16 protein-coding genes are annotated in these 20,316 nt (G+C 72.6%); 7 read left to right on the top strand and 9 right to left on the bottom strand.

The genetic code is table 11. The annotated features are described in order from the left end of the window. The first annotated feature begins 299 nt into the window (after nt 1-299). Nucleotides 300-3,008 carry a pyruvate, phosphate dikinase gene (ppdK, locus tag OG332_RS14870; protein WP_327413934.1) on the top strand — a complete coding sequence of 903 codons (2,709 nt, stop codon included), beginning with the start codon at nt 300-302 and terminating at the stop codon, nt 3,006-3,008. A 385-nt stretch (nt 3,009-3,393) separates the two neighbouring features. Further along, on the top strand, nt 3,394-4,392 hold the full coding sequence (locus OG332_RS14865) for an ArsR/SmtB family transcription factor (RefSeq protein ID WP_327413933.1): 999 nt from the start codon (nt 3,394-3,396) through the stop codon (nt 4,390-4,392). A gap of 157 nt (nt 4,393-4,549) precedes the next feature. Here OG332_RS14865 and OG332_RS14860 read toward each other — a convergent pair whose 3' ends face one another. Then, nucleotides 4,550-5,710 carry an alkaline phosphatase PhoX gene (locus tag OG332_RS14860; protein WP_327413932.1) on the bottom strand — a complete coding sequence of 387 codons (1,161 nt, stop codon included), beginning with the start codon at nt 5,708-5,710 and terminating at the stop codon, nt 4,550-4,552. Between the two features lie 466 nt (nt 5,711-6,176). On the opposite strand from OG332_RS14860, the gene OG332_RS14855 reads away from it, so the two are divergent. Beyond that, nucleotides 6,177-6,584, top strand: a complete 408-nt coding sequence (locus OG332_RS14855; protein WP_327413931.1) for a VOC family protein — start codon at nt 6,177-6,179, stop codon at nt 6,582-6,584. A gap of 18 nt (nt 6,585-6,602) precedes the next feature. Here OG332_RS14855 and nirD read toward each other — a convergent pair whose 3' ends face one another. From nirD to OG332_RS14840, 3 genes are read right to left on the bottom strand one after another with little or no spacing between them, the layout of a single operon-like run. Continuing rightward, nucleotides 6,603-6,935: a nitrite reductase small subunit NirD gene (gene nirD, locus OG332_RS14850; protein WP_327413930.1), complete on the bottom strand. Its 333-nt coding sequence runs from the start codon at nt 6,933-6,935 to the stop codon at nt 6,603-6,605. Beyond that, on the bottom strand, nt 6,932-9,457 hold the full coding sequence (gene nirB / locus OG332_RS14845; RefSeq protein ID WP_327413929.1) for a nitrite reductase large subunit NirB: 2,526 nt from the start codon (nt 9,455-9,457) through the stop codon (nt 6,932-6,934). Before nirB ends, nirD begins: the two co-directional genes overlap by 4 nt. 1 nt (nt 9,458) lies before the next feature. Then, nucleotides 9,459-10,736: an NAD(P)/FAD-dependent oxidoreductase gene (locus OG332_RS14840; protein ID WP_327413928.1), complete on the bottom strand. Its 1,278-nt coding sequence runs from the start codon at nt 10,734-10,736 to the stop codon at nt 9,459-9,461. A 157-nt stretch (nt 10,737-10,893) separates the two neighbouring features. Here OG332_RS14840 and OG332_RS14835 point away from each other — a divergent pair, with 157 nt between their 5' ends. From OG332_RS14835 to OG332_RS14825, 3 genes are all read left to right on the top strand, one after another. Then, nucleotides 10,894-12,189: a ferredoxin reductase family protein gene (locus tag OG332_RS14835; RefSeq protein WP_327413927.1), complete on the top strand. Its 1,296-nt coding sequence runs from the start codon at nt 10,894-10,896 to the stop codon at nt 12,187-12,189. A 65-nt stretch (nt 12,190-12,254) separates the two neighbouring features. Continuing rightward, complete coding sequence (locus tag OG332_RS14830) at nt 12,255-12,533, top strand: hypothetical protein (protein WP_327413926.1); 279 nt, start codon at nt 12,255-12,257, stop codon at nt 12,531-12,533. A gap of 36 nt (nt 12,534-12,569) precedes the next feature. Next, on the top strand, nt 12,570-13,346 hold the full coding sequence (locus OG332_RS14825) for a sulfite exporter TauE/SafE family protein (protein WP_327413925.1): 777 nt from the start codon (nt 12,570-12,572) through the stop codon (nt 13,344-13,346). 7 nt (nt 13,347-13,353) lie between these two features. On the opposite strand, the gene OG332_RS14820 is transcribed toward OG332_RS14825, so the two are convergent. Then, nucleotides 13,354-14,073 (bottom strand): class F sortase, encoded by a 720-nt coding sequence (locus tag OG332_RS14820; protein WP_327413924.1) that lies wholly within the window; start codon nt 14,071-14,073, stop codon nt 13,354-13,356. Between the two features lie 130 nt (nt 14,074-14,203). Then, nucleotides 14,204-14,746: a hypothetical protein gene (locus tag OG332_RS14815; RefSeq protein WP_327413923.1), complete on the bottom strand. Its 543-nt coding sequence runs from the start codon at nt 14,744-14,746 to the stop codon at nt 14,204-14,206. Nucleotides 14,747-15,198: 452 nt separating this feature from the next. On the opposite strand from OG332_RS14815, the gene OG332_RS14810 reads away from it, so the two are divergent. Next, the gene (locus OG332_RS14810) at nt 15,199-15,660 is read left to right on the top strand and encodes a gamma-glutamylcyclotransferase family protein (RefSeq protein ID WP_327413922.1); all 462 of its coding nucleotides are present in this window, start codon (nt 15,199-15,201) and stop codon (nt 15,658-15,660) included. Nucleotides 15,661-15,666: 6 nt separating this feature from the next. Here OG332_RS14810 and dnaG read toward each other — a convergent pair whose 3' ends face one another. The 3 genes from dnaG to OG332_RS14795 form a co-directional block, all read right to left on the bottom strand. Next, on the bottom strand, nt 15,667-17,565 hold the full coding sequence (gene dnaG, locus OG332_RS14805; protein WP_327413921.1) for a DNA primase: 1,899 nt from the start codon (nt 17,563-17,565) through the stop codon (nt 15,667-15,669). Nucleotides 17,566-17,619: 54 nt separating this feature from the next. Next, nucleotides 17,620-18,885 (bottom strand): NAD(P)/FAD-dependent oxidoreductase, encoded by a 1,266-nt coding sequence (locus OG332_RS14800; RefSeq protein WP_327413920.1) that lies wholly within the window; start codon nt 18,883-18,885, stop codon nt 17,620-17,622. A gap of 93 nt (nt 18,886-18,978) precedes the next feature. Further along, nucleotides 18,979-20,304 (bottom strand): deoxyguanosinetriphosphate triphosphohydrolase, encoded by a 1,326-nt coding sequence (locus OG332_RS14795; protein ID WP_327413919.1) that lies wholly within the window; start codon nt 20,302-20,304, stop codon nt 18,979-18,981. Nucleotides 20,305-20,316: the final 12 nt, after the last annotated feature.

The following is a 20,316-nucleotide window of genomic DNA, read 5'->3' as shown; positions in this document are numbered from 1 at the left end:
GAAGTCACGGGTAAGACTTTCAAAGGGTGGCACTGGGTGCCACCCTTTGTGCGTTCAACTCTTGAATGCAAATGGATCGATGATCGCTCATCCGAGCGTGATCAGGCCTCAGGATCCCCCTCCCCCTTCGAGAGGTGAAGGCTGTTGGTACTTTCTGATTACCCATGAGTTACTTTCGATCTGCTGGCGCACGGGTGGTTACAGCCGTATGACGACCAAGTGGACGTACCCAGAAGCCTTCGATCTGGGTATGTTCCTGGCCGTCAGGGCAGCCACCGAGCCTCGAGGAGTCGAGACCCGTGTCGGAAAACAAAGATCAGAAGTTCGTCTACGACTTCACCGAGGGAAACCGCGACCTCAAAGACCTTCTCGGCGGCAAGGGAGCCAACCTCGCCGAGATGACCAACCTGGGTCTGCCGGTCCCTCCCGGCTTCACCATCACCACCGAGGCCTGCAAGGTCTACCTCGAGAGCGGCACGGCCCCGGCCGCGCTGCGCGAAGAGGTCAGCGCCCACCTTGCGGCCCTCGAGGCGAAGATGGGCAAGAAGCTCGGACAGTCGGACGACCCGCTGCTGGTCTCCGTCCGCTCCGGCGCCAAGTTCTCGATGCCCGGCATGATGGACACCGTCCTGAACATCGGTCTCTCCGACGAGTCCGTGACCGGCCTTGCCTCCCAGGCCGGTGACGAGCGCTTCGCGTGGGACTCGTACCGCCGCCTCATCCAGATGTTCGGCAAGACCGTCCTCGGCGTCGAGGGCGAGCTCTTCGAGGACGCCCTCGACGAGGCCAAGGCCGCCAAGAAGGTCACCGTCGACACCGACCTCGACGCCGCCGACCTGAAGAAGCTGGTCAAGCACTTCAAGAAGATCGTGGCGAAGGAAGCCGGCCGCGAGTTCCCGCAGGACGCCCGCGAGCAGATGGACCTCGCCGTCGAGGCCGTCTTCAACTCGTGGAACACCGACCGCGCCAAGCTCTACCGCCGCCAGGAGCGCATCCCGAGCGACCTGGGCACCGCGGTCAACATCTGCTCCATGGTCTTCGGCAACCTGGGCCCCGACTCCGGCACCGGCGTCGCCTTCACCCGCGACCCCGCCAGCGGCCACGCGGGCGTCTACGGCGACTACCTCCAGAACGCCCAGGGCGAGGACGTGGTCGCGGGTATCCGCAACACCGTGCCGCTCGCGGACCTGGAGGCCATCGACAAGGCCTCGTACGACCAGCTCATGACGATCATGACGACGCTGGAGAACCACTACAAGGATCTCTGCGACATCGAGTTCACCATCGAGCGCGGCCAGCTGTGGATGCTCCAGACCCGTGTCGGCAAGCGCACCGCCGGCGCCGCCTTCCGCATCGCCACCCAGCTCGTGGACCAGGGCCTGATCGACGAGGCCGAGGCCCTCCAGCGCGTCACCGGCCACCAGCTGGCGCAGCTGATGTTCCCGCGCTTCGACGAGGGCGCCAAGACCACCCTGCTCGGCCGCGGCATCGCCGCCTCCCCGGGTGCGGCCGTCGGCAAGGCCGTCTTCGACTCCTACACGGCCGTCAAGTGGTCCCGCTCCGGCGAGAAGGTCATCCTGATCCGCCGCGAGACCAACCCGGACGACCTGGACGGCATGATCGCCTCCGAGGGCATCCTGACCTCGCGCGGCGGCAAGACCTCGCACGCGGCCGTCGTCGCCCGCGGCATGGGCAAGACCTGTGTCTGCGGCGCCGAGGAGCTCGACGTCGACACCAAGCGCCGCCGCATGACGGTCGGCGACACGGTCATCGAAGAGGGCGACGTCGTCTCCATCGACGGCTCCACCGGCAAGGTGTACCTGGGTGAGGTACCCGTCGTACCGTCCCCGGTCGTCGAGTACTTCGAGGGCCGCATGCACGCCGGCGCCGACGACGCCGACGAGCTCGTCGCCGCCGTGCACCGGATCATGGCCTACGCGGACCGCGTCCGCCGCCTGCGGGTGCGCGCCAACGCCGACAACGCCGAGGACGCGCTGCGCGCCCGCCGCTTCGGCGCCCAGGGCATCGGCCTGTGCCGCACCGAGCACATGTTCCTCGGTGAGCGCCGCGAACTGGTGGAGCGACTGATCCTCGCGGACACCGACGGCGAGCGCGAGGAGGCACTGAGTGCCCTCCTGCCGCTGCAGAAGAAGGACTTCGTCGAGCTGTTCGAGGCGATGGACGGCCTGCCCGTCACCGTCCGCCTCCTCGACCCGCCGCTGCACGAGTTCCTGCCCGACATCACCGAGCTGTCGGTGCGCGTAGCCCTCGCCGAGTCCCGCCAGGACGCCAACGAGAACGACCTGCGCCTGCTCCAGGCCGTGCACAAGCTGCACGAGCAGAACCCGATGCTGGGTCTGCGCGGCGTCCGCCTCGGCCTGGTCATCCCCGGCCTGTTCAAGATGCAGGTCCGGGCGATCGCCGAGGCCGCGGCCGAGCGCAAGAACGCCAAGGGCGACCCCCGCGCCGAGATCATGGTCCCGCTCGTGGGCACCGTCCAGGAGCTGGAGATCGTCCGCGAGGAGGCCGTCCAGGTCATCGCCGAGGTCGAGGCCGCCACCGGCACCAGCCTCAAGCTGTCCATCGGCACCATGATCGAGCTGCCGCGCGCCGCCCTGACGGCCGCCCAGATCGCCGAGGCCGCGCAGTTCTTCTCCTTCGGTACGAACGACCTGACCCAGACGGTGTGGGGCTTCTCCCGCGACGACGTCGAGGCCAGCTTCTTCACCGCGTACCTGGAGAAGGGCATCTTCGGGGTCTCGCCCTTCGAGACCATCGACAAGGACGGCGTCGGCTCGCTCGTCCGCCACGCGGTCGAGCAGGGCCGGGCCACCCGTCCCGACCTCAAGCTCGGCGTCTGCGGTGAGCACGGCGGCGACCCCGAGTCCGTCCACTTCTTCCACGAGGTCGGCCTCGACTACGTCTCCTGCTCGCCCTTCCGGATTCCGGTGGCGCGCCTGGAGGCCGGTCGCGCGGCCGCCGAGGCGAAGGGCAGCGACAGCCGCTGACCCCCGGCCCTGCGAAGGGCTCCCATAGACCGCGCCTGCCCCCGGGTTCCCTGACTGCCCGGCGGCGGGCGCGCCTATTTCCGTTGTTCAACAAACCTTTACGCCAGCAGGCGGTGGACGGATCCCCACCCGTCCACCGCCGCTGTCATTCTGCCGGGCACGTCGGCGCTTCCCGTGCGACCGACCGCCAGGCCCCGCAAAGCCCCCCACGGCCTTCGCGGAGCGTTTCGGTCGCATCGGAGTGTGCCCGGCGGAGTACAGGATTTCGGTTGTCACGCCCCTGCCGAAAGGGGTTTCAACTGTGGCCGAAAGGGCGTGGTGACCACGTGTGACGGCATGCATACTCATGGGGCGGGGGGATTGCGGTTGCACAGGTGGGGGTTCGGTGCTGCGTATCCATTTCACTGGAGTGGACCTGGCACGCGTACGGATGGCAGGGCGTCCCGATGCGTTGTGGGAAACGATTCTCAGCTTTCACCGCTTAAGAGACCGGCGCGATGCCCGGTTGTTCGGTGAATGGCGTACGGAAACCCGGAGCAGGTTGAATAGTGAAACACGCACGCTCGGTACGCTCATACCGAGCCGTGGTTATTTTCCCGATTTCTTGACCCCTGTGGAGGGGCAGTACGGGTGGGACGTGGGCCTCGACGCGCTGCGCGGGATCCGTCCCGAGCGCATGCGGCACGAGCTGCAGCTGCTGGCTGCCGGTGCGGCGATGACGCCGCGCCTACGGGAGTTCACGGACGGCGGAGCCAAGCACCTGCCGAGGCTGATGGGCGAGCTGCGCGCCTACCACCGGGCGGCCGTGGAGCCCTACTGGACGCACATCCAGGCCCAGATCGAGGCCGAGCGGGCCGCGCGCGGACGGGCCCTGCTGGACGGGGGCGCGGACGAACTGCTGGCCTCCCTGCCGCCGATGCTGCGCTGGCGGGCGCCGGTGCTGGAGTGCGACTACCCGGTGGACCGGGACGTACGGCTGCGGGGGCGCGGGCTGCTGCTCCAGCCGTCGTTCTTCTGCCGGCGCACCGCGGTGACGCTGCACGATCCGGAGCTGGCGCCGGTGCTGGTCTATCCGGCGGCGGCGCAGTTGGCCTCGGCGCCGGCGGGGGGTGAGGCGGCGCGGCCCGTGGAGGAGCAGCGCCAGCGCACCCTGGGCAAGCTGGTGGGGCACACCCGGTCGGTGGTGCTGCGGGCCATAGGGGACGGGGCGACCACCAGTGAACTGGCCCGCCGGGCCGGGGTCTCGCTGGCCTCGGCGAGTCAGCACGCGTGTGTGATGCGGGAGGCGGGGCTGGTCACCACGCTGCGGCGGGGGAACGCGGTGCTGCACACGGTGACGCCGCTGGGCGCTGCGCTGCTCAAGGGTGGGGCCGTCGCCTCGTGACGGGGCCGCCGCCTCATGACGGGGCCGCACCCCGGCGGGCTTGGACCCGTCGGGGTGCGGCCGGTTGTGCGGGTGCGGCGCCGCCTCCTGGGGCTCCGCCCCAGACCCCGCGCCTCAAACGCCGGCGGGGCTGAAGAGCGGGGCTGCGCCCCGCGCCTCAGACGCGGAACGGGCCCGTGACCTCGTACGTGATGCCGGCGGAGGAGCTGCCGGTGGTGCCGCGCTGGCTGGAGAAGTAGAGGCGGTTGCCGGCCGGGGAGAAGGCCGGGCCGGCAATCTCCGAGGAGGACTGGCCGGTGATCCGCAGGAAGGGCGCCACCACGTCGTCCGGGGTGATCACGCAGATCTCCATGGTGCCGCCGTCCTCGGCGACGTACAGGTCGCCGAAGGAGGATCCGGTGACGTTGTCGACGCCCGTCAGCGGGGCGGCCCCGCCGGGGACGAGGGAGTCGTCGTAGGCCAGCTCGTACGTGTTGTTCGTGAGGTTGAGCTGCCAGACGCGGTTGTCGCCCTTGGTGGTGAACCAGACCGTGTCGTTGGCGTAGTGGCAGCCCTCGCCGCCGTTGAACTTCTTCGAGCCGGACACCTGGCTGCGGGTCGCGGTCGGCGAGCCGTCCGGGTCGGGGACGTTGGCCCAGGTGAAGGAGCCCGAGGCGGCGGTGCCGGCCTTGAGGACCTGGAGGGTGCCGGAGGAGAGGTTGCCCCAGGTGGTCGGGATGAACCGGTAGAAGCAGCCGCTCGTCTCGTCCTCGGTCAGGTAGATCACCTGGCGCACCGGGTCGGCGGCGGCCGCCTCGTGCTTGAAACGGCCCAGCGCGGGGCGCTGTACGGACGCGTTCACGCCGTACGGGTCGGTCTCGTAGACGAAGCCGCGGTCGACCTCCTCGCAGGACAGCCAGGTGCTCCACGGGGTCTTGCCGCCCGCACAGTTCTGCCGGGTGTTGGAGAGGATCCGGTAGGCGCCGGTGACGGTGCCGGACGAGTTGAACTTCACCGCGCTCGCCCCGCCGGAGGGGTTGATCTCCGAGTTGGACACGTAGATCCAGCCCGAGCCGTCGGCGAAACACGCGCCGCCGTCGGGGGCGTTGTGCCAGGTGTACGAGGTGCCGCTGACGGTCTGGCCCGAGCGGGCGATCACCCGGCTGCTGAAACCGCTGGGGAGCATGATGCCGTTGGCGTCCGCCGCGCCGAGCGCCCCGTAGGGTCCGGCGCCGGGCTGCGCGGGCGCCGCGTAAGCGGCTCCGTGCATCAAGGTGCCGCCGAAGGCGGCGGCCGACGAGCCGATGACGGCGCCGCGCAGGAAGGTACGACGTTCCACGGTCACTCCTGTGGGAGGAAGGCCCCCCGCACCCGGTCGAGCGCGGGGTCGCACGCGTCGAGGAACCTAGGGGCACCGAATTGACGTGACCCCAATTCCTCATTACGCACGGGCGACCGCTGCGAGTTCAATCCCCGAGGAGGGACTTCGGGACACCGGGCCGCCCGGATCGCCGGCCTCCGGGAGCGGGGTCGCTGAGCGGCCAGGGGCGGGTGGGCTTCGTGCCGCTTGCCTCACTGGAGCTGCGTTCAGCGCCCTGACCTGCGGTTTCGTGAAATCTCAAAAAAGATTCACGGGGAGCGATGAGTTTCCCGGGGCCTCCCGGTCTACCTCTCGAAAGCACCGAGCACCGAGCACCGAGCACCGAGCACCGAGCACCGAGCACCGAGCACCGAGCACCGAGCACCGAGCACCGAGCACCGAGCACCGAGCACCGAGCACCGCACCCGAGAGAAGAGAGACCTCGATGTCCGCCACCATGATCTTCGTCAACCTGCCGGTCAAGGACCTGGAGGCCAGCAAGACCTTCTGGGGCAAGCTGGGCTACACCTTCAACGCCCAGTTCACCGACGAGAACTGCGCCTCGATGGTCATCAGCGACACCATCGTCGCGATGCTCCTGACCGAGGACCGGTACAAGGACTTCACCCACAAGGAGATCGCGGACGCGACGAAGACCTCCGAGGTGCTGCTCTGTCTGAGCGCCCCCAGCCGCACCGCCGTCGACGAGCTGGTGGACGGGGCCCTGGCGGCCGGCGCCACCGAACCCCGCCCCGCCCAGGACCACGGCGTCATGTACGGCCGCGCCTTCGACGACCTCGACGGCCACACCTGGGAGATCATGTGGATGGACCCGTCCATGGTCCAGGGCTGACCGCCCCGCACCACGTGGTCAGGAGGTCGCGGCGGTCCGCACCGGGTAGGTCCGGACCGCCACCTCCTCGTCGTCCAGGCAGCGCCCCGACTCCAGGTCGAAGCGCTGCTTCAACAGCGGCGAGGCCACGAACGGCCGGCCCGCCACGGCCCCCACCAGCCCCCGCGAGAGCACGTGCGCCCCGGTGAAGGGGTCCTGGTTGCCGATGGCGTACGGGCGCCCCGCGCGGTCGACGAACACCGCGGCCTGGCTCCCGTCGGGCAGCAGGGCCGCCACCCCGCGCCCGGGGATCAGCGAGGACAGCTCGCACACCGTCAGCCAGCCCTGCGCCACTTGCAGTTCCACGGTCATCGGACGGCACCTCCTATGGTCAGGACGGCCAGGTCGGGCTTGACCTGGTCGCGCTCGGGGACGAACTTCACGGTGGGGTCGGGGGCGCCGGGCGCGTTCACGAAGGACACGAACCGGCGCAGCCGCTCCGGGTCCTGGAGCGTCTCGGCCCACTCGTCCCGGTAGTGCGCCACGTGGTCGGCCATCAGGGACTCCAGCTCCGCGCACAGCCCGAGCGAGTCGTGCACGACGACGTCCCGCAGGTGCGCCAGGCCGCCCTCCAGCCGCTCCAGCCAGGTGGAGGTCCGCTCCAGCCGGTCGGCGGTGCGGATGTAGAACATCAGGAACCGGTCGATCAGCCGGACCAGTTCCGCGTCCGACAGGTCCTGGGCCAGGAGGTCGGCGTGGCGCGGGGTGGCCCCGCCGTTCCCGCCCACGTAGAGGTTCCAGCCGCTCGCCGTCGCGATGACCCCGAAGTCCTTGCTCTGCGCCTCCGCGCACTCGCGGGCGCAGCCGGACACGGCCGACTTGAGCTTGTGCGGGGCGCGCAGTCCGCGGTAGCGCAGCTCCAGGTCGATGGCCATCCTGACGCTGTCCTGGACCCCGTAGCGGCACCAGGTCTGCCCCACGCAGGACTTCACCGTCCGCAGGGCCTTCCCGTACGCGTGCCCGGACTCGAACCCGGCGTCGACGAGCCGCGCCCAGATCCGCGGGAGCTGGTCCACGCTCGCCCCGAAGAGGTCGATCCGCTGACCGCCGGTGATCTTCGTGTAGAGGCCGAAGTCGCGGGCCACCTCGCCGATCACGATCAGCTTGTCGGGGGTGATCTCACCGCCGGGGATGCGCGGGACGACCGAGTACGAGCCGTTGCGCTGCATGTTCGCCAGGAAGTGGTCGTTGGTGTCCTGGAGGGCGGCCTGCTCCCCGTCCAGGACGTAGCCGCTGGCGCCGAGGGTCGGGGCGAGCGAGGCGATGATCGAGCCGACGGTGGGCTTGCAGACCTCGCAGCCGTCGCCGCCGCGGGCCTCCGGGCGGCCGTGGCCGTCGAGGAGCTGCTCGTACGAGGTGAGCCGCCGGGTGCGGACGATCTCGTACAGCTCGGAGCGGGTGTACGGGAAGCAGCCGCAGAGCCCCTTGTCGGCGGCGGCCGGCAGCAGCTGGCCGATCACCTTGACGCAACTTCCGCAGCCGGTGCCCGCCTTGGTGCACTTCTTGACCTCGGCGAGGGTGGCGCAGGCGGCGATGGCCTTCTTCGTGACGTTGTGGCAGGAGCAGATCACGGCGTGGTCGGGGAGGGAGGACGGGCCGAGCGCGACGGGCGCGCCGACCCCGGCGGGCAGCACCAGCTGCTCGGGGGCGACCGGCGGCACGCTGCCGGTGAGCGGGCGCAGCAGCCCGTACGAGTCCGCGTCGCCGACCAGGACCCCGCCGAGGAGGACTCCGTCGGGGGAGACGACCAGCTTCTTGTAGACGCCGGACCGGGAGTCCGACCAGACGACGTCGAGGCTGCCGGGGGCGTGGCCGTGGGCGTCGCCGAAGGAGGCCACGTCCACGCCGAGCAGCTTGAGCTTGGTGGAGAGGTCGGCCCCGGTGAACTCCTTCTCCCGTCCCAGCAGATCGTCGGCGGCGGTCTCGGCCATCTCGTAACCGGGGGCGACCAGGCCGTAGACCCGGCCGTCGACGGCGAGGGCGCACTCGCCGATGGCGTAGACGTGCGGGTCGGAGGTGCGGCAGCGGGCGTCGACCGCGATGCCGCCGCGCTCGCCGACGTCCAGCCCCGCGTCACGGGCCAGCTGGTCGCGGGGGCGGACCCCCGCGGAGAAGACGACGAGGTCGGTGTCGACGGTGGAGCCGTCGGACAGCCGCATGCCGCTGACGGAGCCGTCCTCGCCGGTCACCACCTCCTGGGTGCCGACCCCGGTGTGGACGGTCAGGCCCATGGACTCGATGGTGCGCAGCAGGGCGGCGCCGCCGCCCTCGTCGACCTGGACGGGCATCAGCCGCGGGGCGAACTCGACGATGCGGGTGGTGAGGCCGAGTCCCTGCAGGGCGCCTGCGGCCTCCAGTCCGAGCAGCCCGCCGCCGACGACCGCGCCGCTGGTCCGGGTCTTCGCGTACTCCTCGATCGCGAGGAGGTCCTCGATCGTGCGGTAGACGAAGCAGCCGGGGGCGTCCTTGCCGGGGACGGGCGGCACGAAGGGATAGCTGCCGGTGGCCAGGACCAGCACGTCGTACGGGAACACCTGCCCGGAGCGGGAGGTGACGGTGCGGGCGGCCCGGTCGATGTGCTCGGCGGGGTCGTCGAGGTGCAGGGCGATGCCGTGCTCCTCCATGAACCCGGCGGGGGTCATGGAGAGGTCCTCGGCGGTGCTGCCGGAGAAGTACGAGGTCAAGTGCACGCGGTCGTAGGCGGGCCGGGGCTCCTCGCAGAGCACGGTGATCCGGTGCGTGGCGGTGACCCCGCGCTCGGCGAGCGCTTCGAGGTAGCGCTGGCCGACCATGCCGTGCCCGATGAGCACGATCGTGGGCAGGGGCTCGGTCATCTCAGTGGCCTCCGTCGTCGGTGAGCAGGTGGAACAGGTCGTGCGGGGACTCGTCGCCCTCCCAGGTGCGGGCGAGGGCGCCCACGGTGGAGAGCTCGCCGAGCAGCACCCCGCCGACGAGCCGGTCGTCTCGGACGACGACCTTCCGGTAGGTCCCGCGGGTGGCGTCGGCGAGGCGGACCACGTCGTCTCCGGGGCGGGGGGTGGTCTCGCCGAAGGCGGCGAGGTCCAGGGAGCCGTTCTCGGCACCGCCGAGGGTGAGGCGGGTGAGGGCGCGCGTGCCGGTGTAGCGCGCGGGGGTTCCGGTGAGGACCGCGGCGAGGGCGTCGGCCTGCTCCAGGGCGGCGCCCGCCAGGCCGTACACCTGGCCGGCGTGCTCGGCGCAGTCGCCGATGGCGTGGATGCGGGGGTCGCTGGTGCGCAGGTGGTCGTCGACCACTATGCCGGCGCGGACGTCGAGGCCGGCGGACTTGGCGAGGCCCGTGCGGGGGCGGACGCCGCAGGCGAGCACGACGAGATCGGCCTCCAGCCGGTACCCGTCGGCGAGCTCGACCCCCTTGACGACCCTGCCCGTGTCCCCGCCGCGCCGTCTCCCGGGCTCTGCCCGGAGCCCCAGCAGCGGAGCCGCGGGTGAACCCGTCGTGATCAGGCCGCGGACCCGGCATTCCGTGTGGATTTCCACGCCGAGGTCGGTCAGGTGCGTGGCCAGCAGGGCGGAGGCGTCGGCGTCCAGTTGGCGTTCCATCAGGCGCTCGCCCTGCTGGGCCAGGACCACCACCGCCCCCCGCGCGGCGAGCGCACGGGCCGCGGAGACGCCCAGCAGGCCCCCGCCGATCACCACCGCCCGCACTCCGGGGCGTACGGCCGCCGAGAGGGCCAGGCAGTCGTCCATCGTGCGGAACGCGTGGACCCCGTCCGGGAGGTCCCGGCCTTCGGGCTCGAACAGCCCGCGCAGCGGCGGGAGCACCGCGTTCGAGCCCGTGGCCAGTACCAGCGTGTCGTACTCCGCCACCGTCCCGTCGTCGCACAGCACGGTCCGGTCGGTGCGGTCGATCCGTACCGCGCGGACGCCCCGGCGCAGTGCGGGGCCGGGCGTCGGGAGGGCGGTGACCTCCGGTGCGTAGCGGCCGGCGAGGACCTCCGCGAGCAGCACCCGGTTGTAGGGGGCGTGCGGCTCCTCGCCGAGGACGGTCACCGCCGCGGCACCGGTCAGGCGCGCGGCCAGTCGCAGGCCCGCGAGGCCGCCGCCGATCACCACCACACGCTGATTCGAGGTCATGGCACGAGCGTGCGCGGCCGCTGTTTCCCCGCCGCATCGCCGCTGTTACCCGGACGGAACGCCGAGCTCAGCGCCGGGGTTAAGGGTCGGTGAGGCCTTCCTCAAGGCCGCCTTAAGGATCACCGGGGCCGCCGCCGGGGCCCTTAGCGTGCTCCGTATGCGAGATGCGGCGGTGCGGGTCAGGGGCGGGATGCTGGGCGGAGCGGGGGTGGTGACCCTGCTCTGGGCGGCGCAGGTGCGACCCTCGGCCCGGCCCGACGCGCTGTTCGCCACCGCCGCGCACCTGACCGGTCTGCTCGCCGGCTACGGGGTGCTCGTGCTGCTGTTCCTGATGGCCCGGGTGCCCGCCGTCGAGCACGGGGTCGGCGCCGACCGGCTCGCCCGCTGGCACGCCTTCGGCGGCCGGTACGTGCTCCTCCTCTGCTTCGGGCACGGGCTCTTCGCCCTGCTCGGATACGCCGTGCACGAGGGCGTCGACGTGGTCTCCGCCGTCCGGGAGCTGCTCGGCTACCCCGCGCTCGCCGCCGCCGCGGCCGGGACCGTCCTCCTGGCCGCGGTCGGTGTGACCTCCGCCCGTGCGGTACGCCGCCGGGTGTCGCACGAAACCTGGCGCGGGGTGCACCTGCTGGTCCACCTCGCCGCCGCACTCGCCTTCGGCCACCAGCTCGCCGGGCCCGATCTCGCCGCGGCCGCCTGGTTCTGGGCGCTCGCGCACACCGTCGTCGCCGTGCTGCTGGTCTGGTACCGCGCGGTGGTCCCCGTGCGGCAGGCCCTGCGGCACGCGCTGCGGGTCGCGGACGTCCGGGTGGAGGGGCCCGGGGTGGTCTCGGTCGTCATGTACGGGGAGCACCTCGCGGAACTGCGCGCGGAGCCGGGCCAGTTCCTGCGCTGGCGGTTCCTCCAGCGGCGGCTGTGGCACACCGCCCTGCCGTTCTCGCTGTCCGCGCCGGTCCGCGGGAACGCCCTGCGGATCACCGTCAAGGGGCTCGGCGGCCACTCCCGCCGGATCCGGCGGCTGCGCCCCGGCACGCGGGTCCTCGCCACCGGGCCGTTCGGCGCGCTCACCGCCGCCCGGCGGACCCGGCCCAAGGTGCTGCTGATCGCGGGCGGGGTCGGGATCACCCCCATGCGGGCGCTGTTCGAGACGCTGCCCGGCGGTCCCGGGGACATCACCCTGCTCTACCGCGCCGGGGCAGAGGAGCACCTCGTCCTGCGCAGCGAACTGGAGACCATCGCCGCCGAGCGGCAGGCCGGGCTGCACTACCTGCTGGGGCCCTCGGGTGCGGCATACGATCCGCTGGCTCCGCAGGCGCTGGCCGCGCTGGTGCCGGACCTGACCGAGCACGACGTGTACCTGTGCGGGCCGCCGGGGATGGCCGAGGCGACCCGGGCGGCGCTGCTGCGGGCCGGGGTGCCGGCCGGACGCATCCATTCCGAGTGCTTCAGCTTCTGAGCGCTTCAGCTTCTGAGCGGGGGGCTTCCCCTTCCGTCCGGCGTTCCCCGAGGAGTCACCGCCCCATGCGTCACCCACTGCACGTCGCCCTGTCCGTACCCGTCGGGGCCAAGGCCCCCGCCGCGGCCCGGCACCGCAAGCCCCGTACGCCCTCGGTGGTGCGGGCCGGGCTGGCCGTCATGGCCGCCGTACCCCCCGCGCGGCGCCTGGCGGCGGGGCTGGGGGCGGCCAGTGTGCTGGCCGCGACCGTGCTCACGGCGGCGGTGGACCCGGCGGCTCCGGTGGCCCCGGACCGGGTGCCGGCCCGGCAAAGCTCAACCTTTGCGCAAGTTTCCGGGGATTGACGGCCCCTGCACCTGACAGCTCCATAGGGTCATCACGTGCCTGACATATCAACGACCATGATCATCGTCCTGTGCGTGGCCGCGGCGGCGGCCGGCTGGATCGACGCCGTGGTGGGCGGCGGCGGCCTGCTGCTCCTGCCCGCGCTCCTGCTCGGCCTGCCGAACGCCCACCCCGCCACCGTCCTCGGCACCAACAAGGCCGTGGCCATCGTCGGCACGGCGGGCGCGGCGGTCACCTACGTCCGCAAGGCCCCGGTGGACGTGAAGCTCGCCGTCCGCATCGGCCTGGCCGCGCTCGTCGGCTCGATGGGCGGCGCCGCGCTCGCCGGCGGCATCAGCAAGGACGCGCTCCGGCCGCTGATCATGGGCGTGCTCGTGATCGTCGCGGGCGTCGTGATCTTCAAACCCGGCTTCGGCACCGCCCCCTCGACCGCGCCCGTCAGCCGGCAGCGGGTGCTGCTCGCCATCGGGCTCGCCGGCCTCGGCATCGGCTTCTACGACGGCCTCATCGGGCCCGGCACCGGCACCTTCCTGGTGCTCGCGCTCACGGCGCTGCTCCACCTCGACCTGGTCACCGCCTCCGCGACCGCCAAGATCGTCAACTGCTGCACCAACGCGGGGGCGCTCGCGATGTTCGCCTACCAGGGCATGGTGCTGTGGCAGCTGGCCGCGCTCATGGCGGTCTTCAACCTGGCCGGCGGCATGATCGGCGCCCGGATGGCGCTCAAGAAGGGCAGCGGCTTCGTCCGCGGGGTGCTGCTGACGGTGGTGGGCGCGCTGGTGGTCAAGCTCGGCCTCGAGCAGTGGGGATGACCGGTGCTCAGTACGTCCCGGTGAGGTGCGCGAAGACGACCACGTTGCCGCGGTAGCCCGTGCGCGGCGAGAAGCCGCCGCCGCAGGTGATCACCCGCAGCTCGGCCCGTGCCGAAGGGCCGTACACGCGGGTGTCGGGGAAGGCCTGGGCGTCGTAGACCTCGACGGCGTGGATCGTGAACACGGCCGTACGGCCGTCCGCGCGCGGGATCTCGATCGCGGCCCCCCGGCGCAGCGCGCCCAGGTGGTAGAAGACCCCCGGCCCGGCGGCGTCGTCCACGTGCCCGGCGATGACGGCCGTGCCGGTGGCGCCCGGGGTGGTTCCCTCGCGGTACCAGCCGGCCAGGTCGCGGCGGTCGGGCGGCGGGACTTCGAGGCTGCCGTCCCGCTCCAGGCCCAGTCCGGTGAGCGGGGCGTCGACCCGGATGGAGGGGATCCGGATCCGGCCGGGCGGGGAGCCGGGGAGCGGGGCGATGCCCGGGCCCACGACTCCGGCGGCGGTCAGGGCCTCGGCGGGGGAGGGCAGCAGCGGCCCGACCGGCTCCCGGGAACCGCTGGTGACGAGCCAGATGCCGATGCAGGCGGCGAGCGCGACGAGTCCCCCGTGGCGGGCGGTCGGGGTGCGGACGGCCCGGGCGGGGGCCCGCGCACTTGATCCGGGGCGCTCGCCGGGCGGGGACCAGGGCTGCCGGTCGGGGCCCCGGGCGCCACCGAATTCGCCACCCATGCGTACCCCCTCGGCTTCCGTTTCGGGGTGACTGGCCGTCGCCCGGCCCCGCGAACGGGGGGGACCTCGCGGGGCGGGCGACGGGGGACGGTACCGGTCGGACCGCGGCCGGAGCCGCGGTGGGCGTCCGTCAGCTCCGCGTGCCGCTCGCCCGGCGACGCAGGAGCCAGGTACCGCCGACGGCGGCAGCGGCCAGTACGGCCGCCCCCGCCGCGATCTTGGCGGGGTTCGTGGTGGTGGTCGTGCCACCGCCCACCCCGGTGTTGACGTGGCCCTGCGGGCCGCGTTCGGTGACGACCAGGTCGCCGGTGGCGAACTTGCCGTTCGCGCAGGTCGCGCCGATGCCGTATGTGCCGGGCCGGGTGCCGTGGGCCACCTGGAACTGCCCCACGACGACCTCCTTGTGGGTGCCCGGGACCAGCTTGAACCGGCCGCCGCCGACCGTGGTGGCATCGCCCTCGGCGTGGCTGCCGGACCCGCAGGCGGTGGTGTTCACGGTGACGGTGGCGCCGGGGGCGGCGGACTTGGGCCACACCTCCAGCGGGGCGAAGTCCCCGGGCGCGAAGCCCACCATGCCCAGGTCCACTGCGGCGACCGCGCCGGCGACCGGCCCGGTGAACGCGGCGGCGGTCAGCGCGGTCGCGGTCAGCACGTGTGCGGTACGTCGGCGCATGGGGACTCTCCTGAAGACACGGGGTCGTGCTTCCGAGATAACCCGGCCCGCCCGCCGCGCGCCTGCTGATGTCCCGTCAGGTGTGCCTGTACGCGGTCCACGCACGAGCCGTATTCGCAGGTCAAGGCGGGTCGTGCCGCCGTCCGGGCCGTCCGCGCCGTCCGGGTGACTCCCACCGGGCGCGGGCCGGCGCGGGCCGGGGCGGGGCGGGGCGGGGCGGTCCGGCGTCCGCGAGTGCGCAGGCGCACGGGAGGGCGGCGAGCGGGCGGCGGGACGAAGCCGTCATGGACGCAGAACCGTGAGGTGGGAGGGGGACGAGGCCGACGCCGGACGGCGCGGGTCACGGGCGCCGGGAGGTCGTGCAACAGCGGTGCGTACGGTGGTGGGGCGCGGCGAAGCCGGGACCTTCGGCCCGGCCGGCGGAGGCTGCGCCCCATCCCGAGGGAGGCCCCGTGACATCGGTCGAACGGCCACAAGACCCGACCGCCCCGCTCCCCTTCTTCGTCTACGGGACCCTGCGCCCCGGCGAGGTCAACCACGACCTGTTCCTGCGCGGCCGCACGGCCTCGGAGGAGCCCGCCACCCTCCCGGACGCGGTGCTCTACGACGGCCCCGGATACCCGTACGCGGTCCACCGGCCCGGCTCGGCCGTCGTCGGCGAGCTGATCACGGCGGCGCCGGGCGCGTACGGGGAACTGCTGGCCGCGCTGGACCTGCTGGAGGAGTACGGGGGCCCGGGCCGCCCGGGGAACGTCTACGACCGGACGGCCCGCCGGGCCCTGCGTCCCGACGGCACCCCGGTCCGGGCCTGGGTCTATCTGGCGGCCCCGCTGCTCGCCCGCGACCTGCGGGAATCGGGGAGCGAGATACCGGGCGGCGACTGGTTCAGGCGCCGGGGCGCGTCCGCGACGTAGCCCCGGTCAGAGGCCTTCGGCGCCGCGGTTGCGCAGCCGCTGGCCGTACTGCTGGAGCACCCACAGCTCCTCCTGGACCGCCGCGTGCTGCTCCGGCGGGGCCTGCGGGCTCAGGCGGGTCATGGCGCCCTGGATCTCGAGGACCCGGCGGTCGACGGCCCGCAGGCGGACCTGGACCAGCTGGACCCCGGCGTAGATCTCGTCCACCGTCTTGGCGTGGATGGCCTCCACCGCCAGCTCCGTGACCATCGCGCGGACGGTGTCGTTGGGGGCGGCGTCGCGGACCCGGGCCAGGTAGTCGTCGGCGGCCTGCGACGCGCCGCCCGCGTCCTGGATGGCCTGGCGGACCGCGGCGTAGGGCGGGGCGGTGAACTCGTCGATCCCGTACGCGTCGAACGCGGGGGAGACCAGCGCAGGCCGCTGGAGCGCCAGCTTGAGCAGCTCCCGCTCGGTGCGGTGGGCGGGGCTGCGCAGGTTCAGGGCGGGTCCGCCGCCGACCGGCGGCGGCGTGGCGGGGGCGGCCTCCTGGGGGCGGCCCCGGCCCTGCTGCTGCGGCTGGTTGCCGCGCTCACGGGCCCACCGCGCCAGCTGCGCGACCCGCTTGACGACGAACGGCTCGTCGAGGATGCCCAGCATCCCCGCCAGCTGGACCGCCGACTCGTGCTGGATCGAGAGGTCCTTGATGCTCGCGACGACCGGCGCGGCCTCGGCCAGCGCGGCCGCCCGCCCCGCCGGGTTCTCCAGGTTGTGCCGGGACACGATGTGCCGCAGGGCGAACTCGAACAGCGGTGTCCGGGCCTCCACCAGGCCGGCCACGGCCGCGTCCCCCTGCGCGAGGCGCAGGTCGCAGGGGTCCATCCCGCCGGGGGCGATGGTGATCGAGGTCTCCGCGGCGAACTTCTGGTCGTCCTCGAAGGCGCGCAGCGCCGCCTTCTGGCCCGCCGCGTCGCCGTCGAAGGTGAAGATCACCTCGGCGGTGGCGTTGTCCATCAGCAGCCGGCGCAGGATCTTGATGTGGTCCCCGCCGAAGGCGGTGCCACAGGTGGCGATCGCGGTGGTGACCCCGGCCATGTGGCAGGCCATCACGTCCGTGTAGCCCTCGACCACCACGGCCCGCGAGGTCTTCGCGATCTCCTTCTTCGCCAGGTCGATGCCGTAGAGGACCTGGGACTTCTTGTAGATCGCCGTTTCCGGCGTGTTCAGGTACTTCGGGCCGTTGTCGTCGTCGCGCAGCTTGCGCGCGCCGAAGCCGACCACCTCGCCGCTGATGTCGCGGATCGGCCACATCAGCCGGCCGCGGAAGCGGTCGATGGGCTTGCCGCTGCGGCTGTCCTGGGCGAGCCCGGAGGTGATCAGCTCCTTGTCGGTGAAGCCCTTGCCGCGCAGGAAGCGGGTCAGGTGGTCCCAGCCGGCCGGGCTGTAGCCCACGCTGAAGTGCGTGGCCGCGTCCTGGTCGAAGCCGCGCTCCGCGAGGAACTTGCGGCCGATCTCCGCCTCGGGGCTGCCGAGCTGGTCGACGTAGAACCGGGCGGCGGCCTTGTGCGCCTCGACGAGCCGGATGCGGTCACCGCGGCCGCTGGTGCCGGAGGTGTAGCCGCCCTCCTCGTACCGCAGGGTGATGCCGGCCAGGCCGGCCAGGCGCTCGACGGCCTCCGAGAAGGAGAGGTGGTCGATCTTCATGACGAAGTCGAGGGTGTCCCCGCCCGCCTGGCAGCCGAAGCAGTGGTACAGGCCCTTGCTGGGGCTGACCTGGAAGGACGGGGACTTCTCGTCGTGGAAGGGGCACAAGCCCTTGAGGTTGCCGCCGCCCGCGTTGCGCAGCTGGAGGTACTCGGAGACCACGGCGTCGATCGGGACCGCGTCCCGTACCGCCTTCACGTCGTCGTCGTTGATCCGTCCAGCCACCCGTGAAGTCTACGGCCGGGCGCCGGCCATTCCGTCAGCCCCCCCGGGCGGCCCCTAGCCTCCGATCAGCGAGGAGAGCGGAACCGACGGGTCCGCAAGGGCCTCCCGGTCCACCGGCGCCTTCGACCTGATCAGGGCCTGGATCTGGTCGGTGACGTCCCACACGTTCACGTTCATCCCGGCCAGCACCCGCCCCTCGGACAGCCAGAAGGCGATGAACTCCCGCTTGCCCGCGTCACCGCGGACCAGCACCTGGTCGTAGCCGCCGGGCGGCGCGTAACCCGAGTACTCCAGACCCACGTCGTACTGGTCCGAGAAGAAGTACGGCACCCGGTCGTAGCTGACCGGATGGCCGAGCATCGCCCGCGCGGCGGCCGGGCCGCCGTTCAGCGCGTTGGCCCAGTGCTCGACCCGCAGCCGGGTCCCGAGCACCGGGTGGTGGGCGGCGGCCACGTCCCCGACCGCGTAGACGTCCGGGTCGGAGGTGCGCAGGGACTCGTCCACGGCGATCCCGCCGCCGTGCTCCCGGTCGACCAGGGCCAGCCCGGAGGTCTCGGCGAGCGCGGTCCGCGGCGCGGCCCCGATCGCGGCGAGCACCGCGTGCGCCGGGTGCTCCTCCCCGTCGTCCGTACGGGCGGCCAGCACCATGCCGTCGTGGCCCACGATCTCGGTCAGCCGCGACCCGAAGTGGAACCGCACCCCGTGATCGGCGTGCAGGTCACCGAAGAGCCGGCCGATCTCCGGGCCGAGCACCGCGTGCAGCGGAGTGGCCTCCGGCTCGACCACGGTGACCTCCGCGCCGTACCCGCGGGCCGCGGCTGCGACCTCCAGGCCGATCCATCCGGCGCCCGTGATGAGCAGGTGGCCGTTGTCCCGGCCCAGACCGGCGAGGACCCCCTTCAGCCGCTCGGCGTGCGCGAGGCGCCGCAGGTGGTGCACCCCGGCGAGCCCCGTGCCGGGGATGTCCAGGCGGCGCGGCTCGGCGCCGGTGGCCAGCAGCAGCTTGTCGTAGTGCAGGACCGTGCCGTCGCCGAGGACCACCTTCTTGGCGTCCCGGTCGAGCTGGACCGCCGGCTGGCCGAGGTGCAGCTCGACGTCGGCGGCCGCGTACCAGGACGGCTCGTGGACGAAGACGCTCTCGCGGTCCTCCTTGCCCGTCAGGTAGCCCTTGGACAGCGGGGGCCGTTCGTACGGATGGTCGCGCTCGTCGCCGATCAGGATCACCCGCCCCGTGAACCCCTCGGACCTCAGCGTTTCGGCCGCCTTCGCTCCGGCGAGCCCTGCGCCGACGATGACGAATGTCCGGTGTGCGTCGACCACCTGATGCCTCCTCATAACCTCACCGCCACATGCGACCACATGCGAGCGTCCCGCACTGAGCCTGCCGCGTGAAGGGGGAGTGGCTCGATCGGCTCACCCTTCGGTGCGTCGGGTGCGCCGCGTGAGACGTGCGTGCAGGGAACGGGCGGATGCGTCGGTGAGACACGCGATCTGGTCGATGACCGCCCGTTTCCTCGCCTTGTCGTCCGGGGCCGCGTCGAAGATCGCCCGGAACTGCGGGTCCAGCCCTTCGGGGGCCCGGGCGCTGAGCGCCTCCGCGAGTTCGGCCAGGACGATGCGCTGGTCGGCGCGGATCCGCTCCTGCTCGTCGCGCTGCATGACGTACAGGTCGGCGACCGCCTTGAGCACCGCGCACTCGTTGCGCGCCTCGCGCGGCACCACCAGTTCGGCGCCGTACCGGGTGAGGCGGCCGGAACCGTACGCCTCACGGGTGGCGCCCTCGGCGGCCAGGCAGAAACGGCCGATCAGCTGGCTCGTCGCGTCCTTCAGCCGGGCCTGGGCGACGGCCGAACCGTCGTACCCGTGCGGCCACCACTCCTCCTCCATCAGCCGGTCGAGGGCGGCCCGCAGCTCCTCCGGCTCGGTGTCGGCGGGCACGTAACGCCCGATGGCGACCCGCCAGATCGCGGTGCGCTCGGGCTCGGCGAAGAGCAGGTTGGGGTCGAGGTGGCCGGCGTGCAGGCCGTCCTCGAAGTCGTGGACGGAGTACGCGACGTCGTCCGCCCAGTCCATGACCTGCGCCTCGAAGCACTTGCGGTCCGCGGGCGCGCCGCGGCGCAGCCACGCGAAGACCGGCAGGTCGTCCTCGTACGCGCCGAACTTCACCGAGCCGGGGTCGGTGGGGTGGCCCCCGCGGGCCCACGGGTACTTGGTGGCGGCGTCCAGGCAGGCCCGGGTGAGGTTGAGGCCGACGCTGACGAGTTCGCCGCCGGCCGGGGCGGGCACGAACCGCTTGGGCTCCAGCCGGGTCAGCAGGCGCAGCGACTGCGCGTTGCCCTCGAAGCCCCCGCAGTCCTTGGCGAACTCGTTGAGCGCCTCCTCGCCGTTGTGGCCGAAGGGCGGGTGGCCCATGTCGTGCGAGAGGCAGGCGGCTTCGACCAGGTCGGGGTCGCAGCCGAGCGCGGCGCCGAGCTCCCGGCCGACCTGGGCGCACTCCAGGGAGTGGGTGAGGCGGGTACGGGGACTCGCGTCCCAGTCGTACGAGCGGGTGCCGGGGGTGACGACCTGGGTCTTCCCGGCGAGGCGGCGCAGCGCGGCGGAGTGCAGCACACGGGCGCGGTCGCGCTGGAAGGCGGTCCGGCCGGGCCGTTTGTCGGGCTCGGCGGCCCAGCGCTCGGTGTCGGACGCGTCGTAGGGGTCGTCGTGGTCGTCTGCGGGGGCGTGCGCGGTGCCTTCCATGGAAGAGACGGT

It is taken from the genome of Streptomyces sp. NBC_01233, assembly GCF_035989305.1.
Classification (GTDB): Bacteria; Actinomycetota; Actinomycetes; order Streptomycetales; family Streptomycetaceae; genus Streptomyces.
The sequence above is the reverse complement of the archived record's forward strand: the minus strand, read 5'-3'. Positions and strand labels throughout refer to the sequence as shown.

Excerpts from the sequence above, each read along its gene's own strand:
- OG332_RS14815 (WP_327413923.1), bottom strand. The coding sequence starts at position 14,746 with ATGCGCCGACGTACCGCACACGTGCTGACCGCGACCGCGCTGACCGCC.
- OG332_RS14835 (WP_327413927.1), top strand. The coding sequence starts at position 10,894 with ATGCGAGATGCGGCGGTGCGGGTCAGGGGCGGGATGCTGGGCGGAGCG.
- nirB (WP_327413929.1), bottom strand. The coding sequence starts at position 9,457 with ATGACCGAGCCCCTGCCCACGATCGTGCTCATCGGGCACGGCATGGTC.
- OG332_RS14820 (WP_327413924.1), bottom strand. The coding sequence starts at position 14,073 with ATGGGTGGCGAATTCGGTGGCGCCCGGGGCCCCGACCGGCAGCCCTGG.
- nirD (WP_327413930.1), bottom strand. The coding sequence starts at position 6,935 with ATGACCGTGGAACTGCAAGTGGCGCAGGGCTGGCTGACGGTGTGCGAG.
- OG332_RS14830 (WP_327413926.1), top strand. The coding sequence starts at position 12,255 with ATGCGTCACCCACTGCACGTCGCCCTGTCCGTACCCGTCGGGGCCAAG.
- OG332_RS14795 (WP_327413919.1), bottom strand. The coding sequence starts at position 20,304 with ATGGAAGGCACCGCGCACGCCCCCGCAGACGACCACGACGACCCCTAC.
- OG332_RS14840 (WP_327413928.1), bottom strand. The coding sequence starts at position 10,736 with ATGACCTCGAATCAGCGTGTGGTGGTGATCGGCGGCGGCCTCGCGGGC.
- OG332_RS14855 (WP_327413931.1), top strand. The coding sequence starts at position 6,177 with ATGTCCGCCACCATGATCTTCGTCAACCTGCCGGTCAAGGACCTGGAG.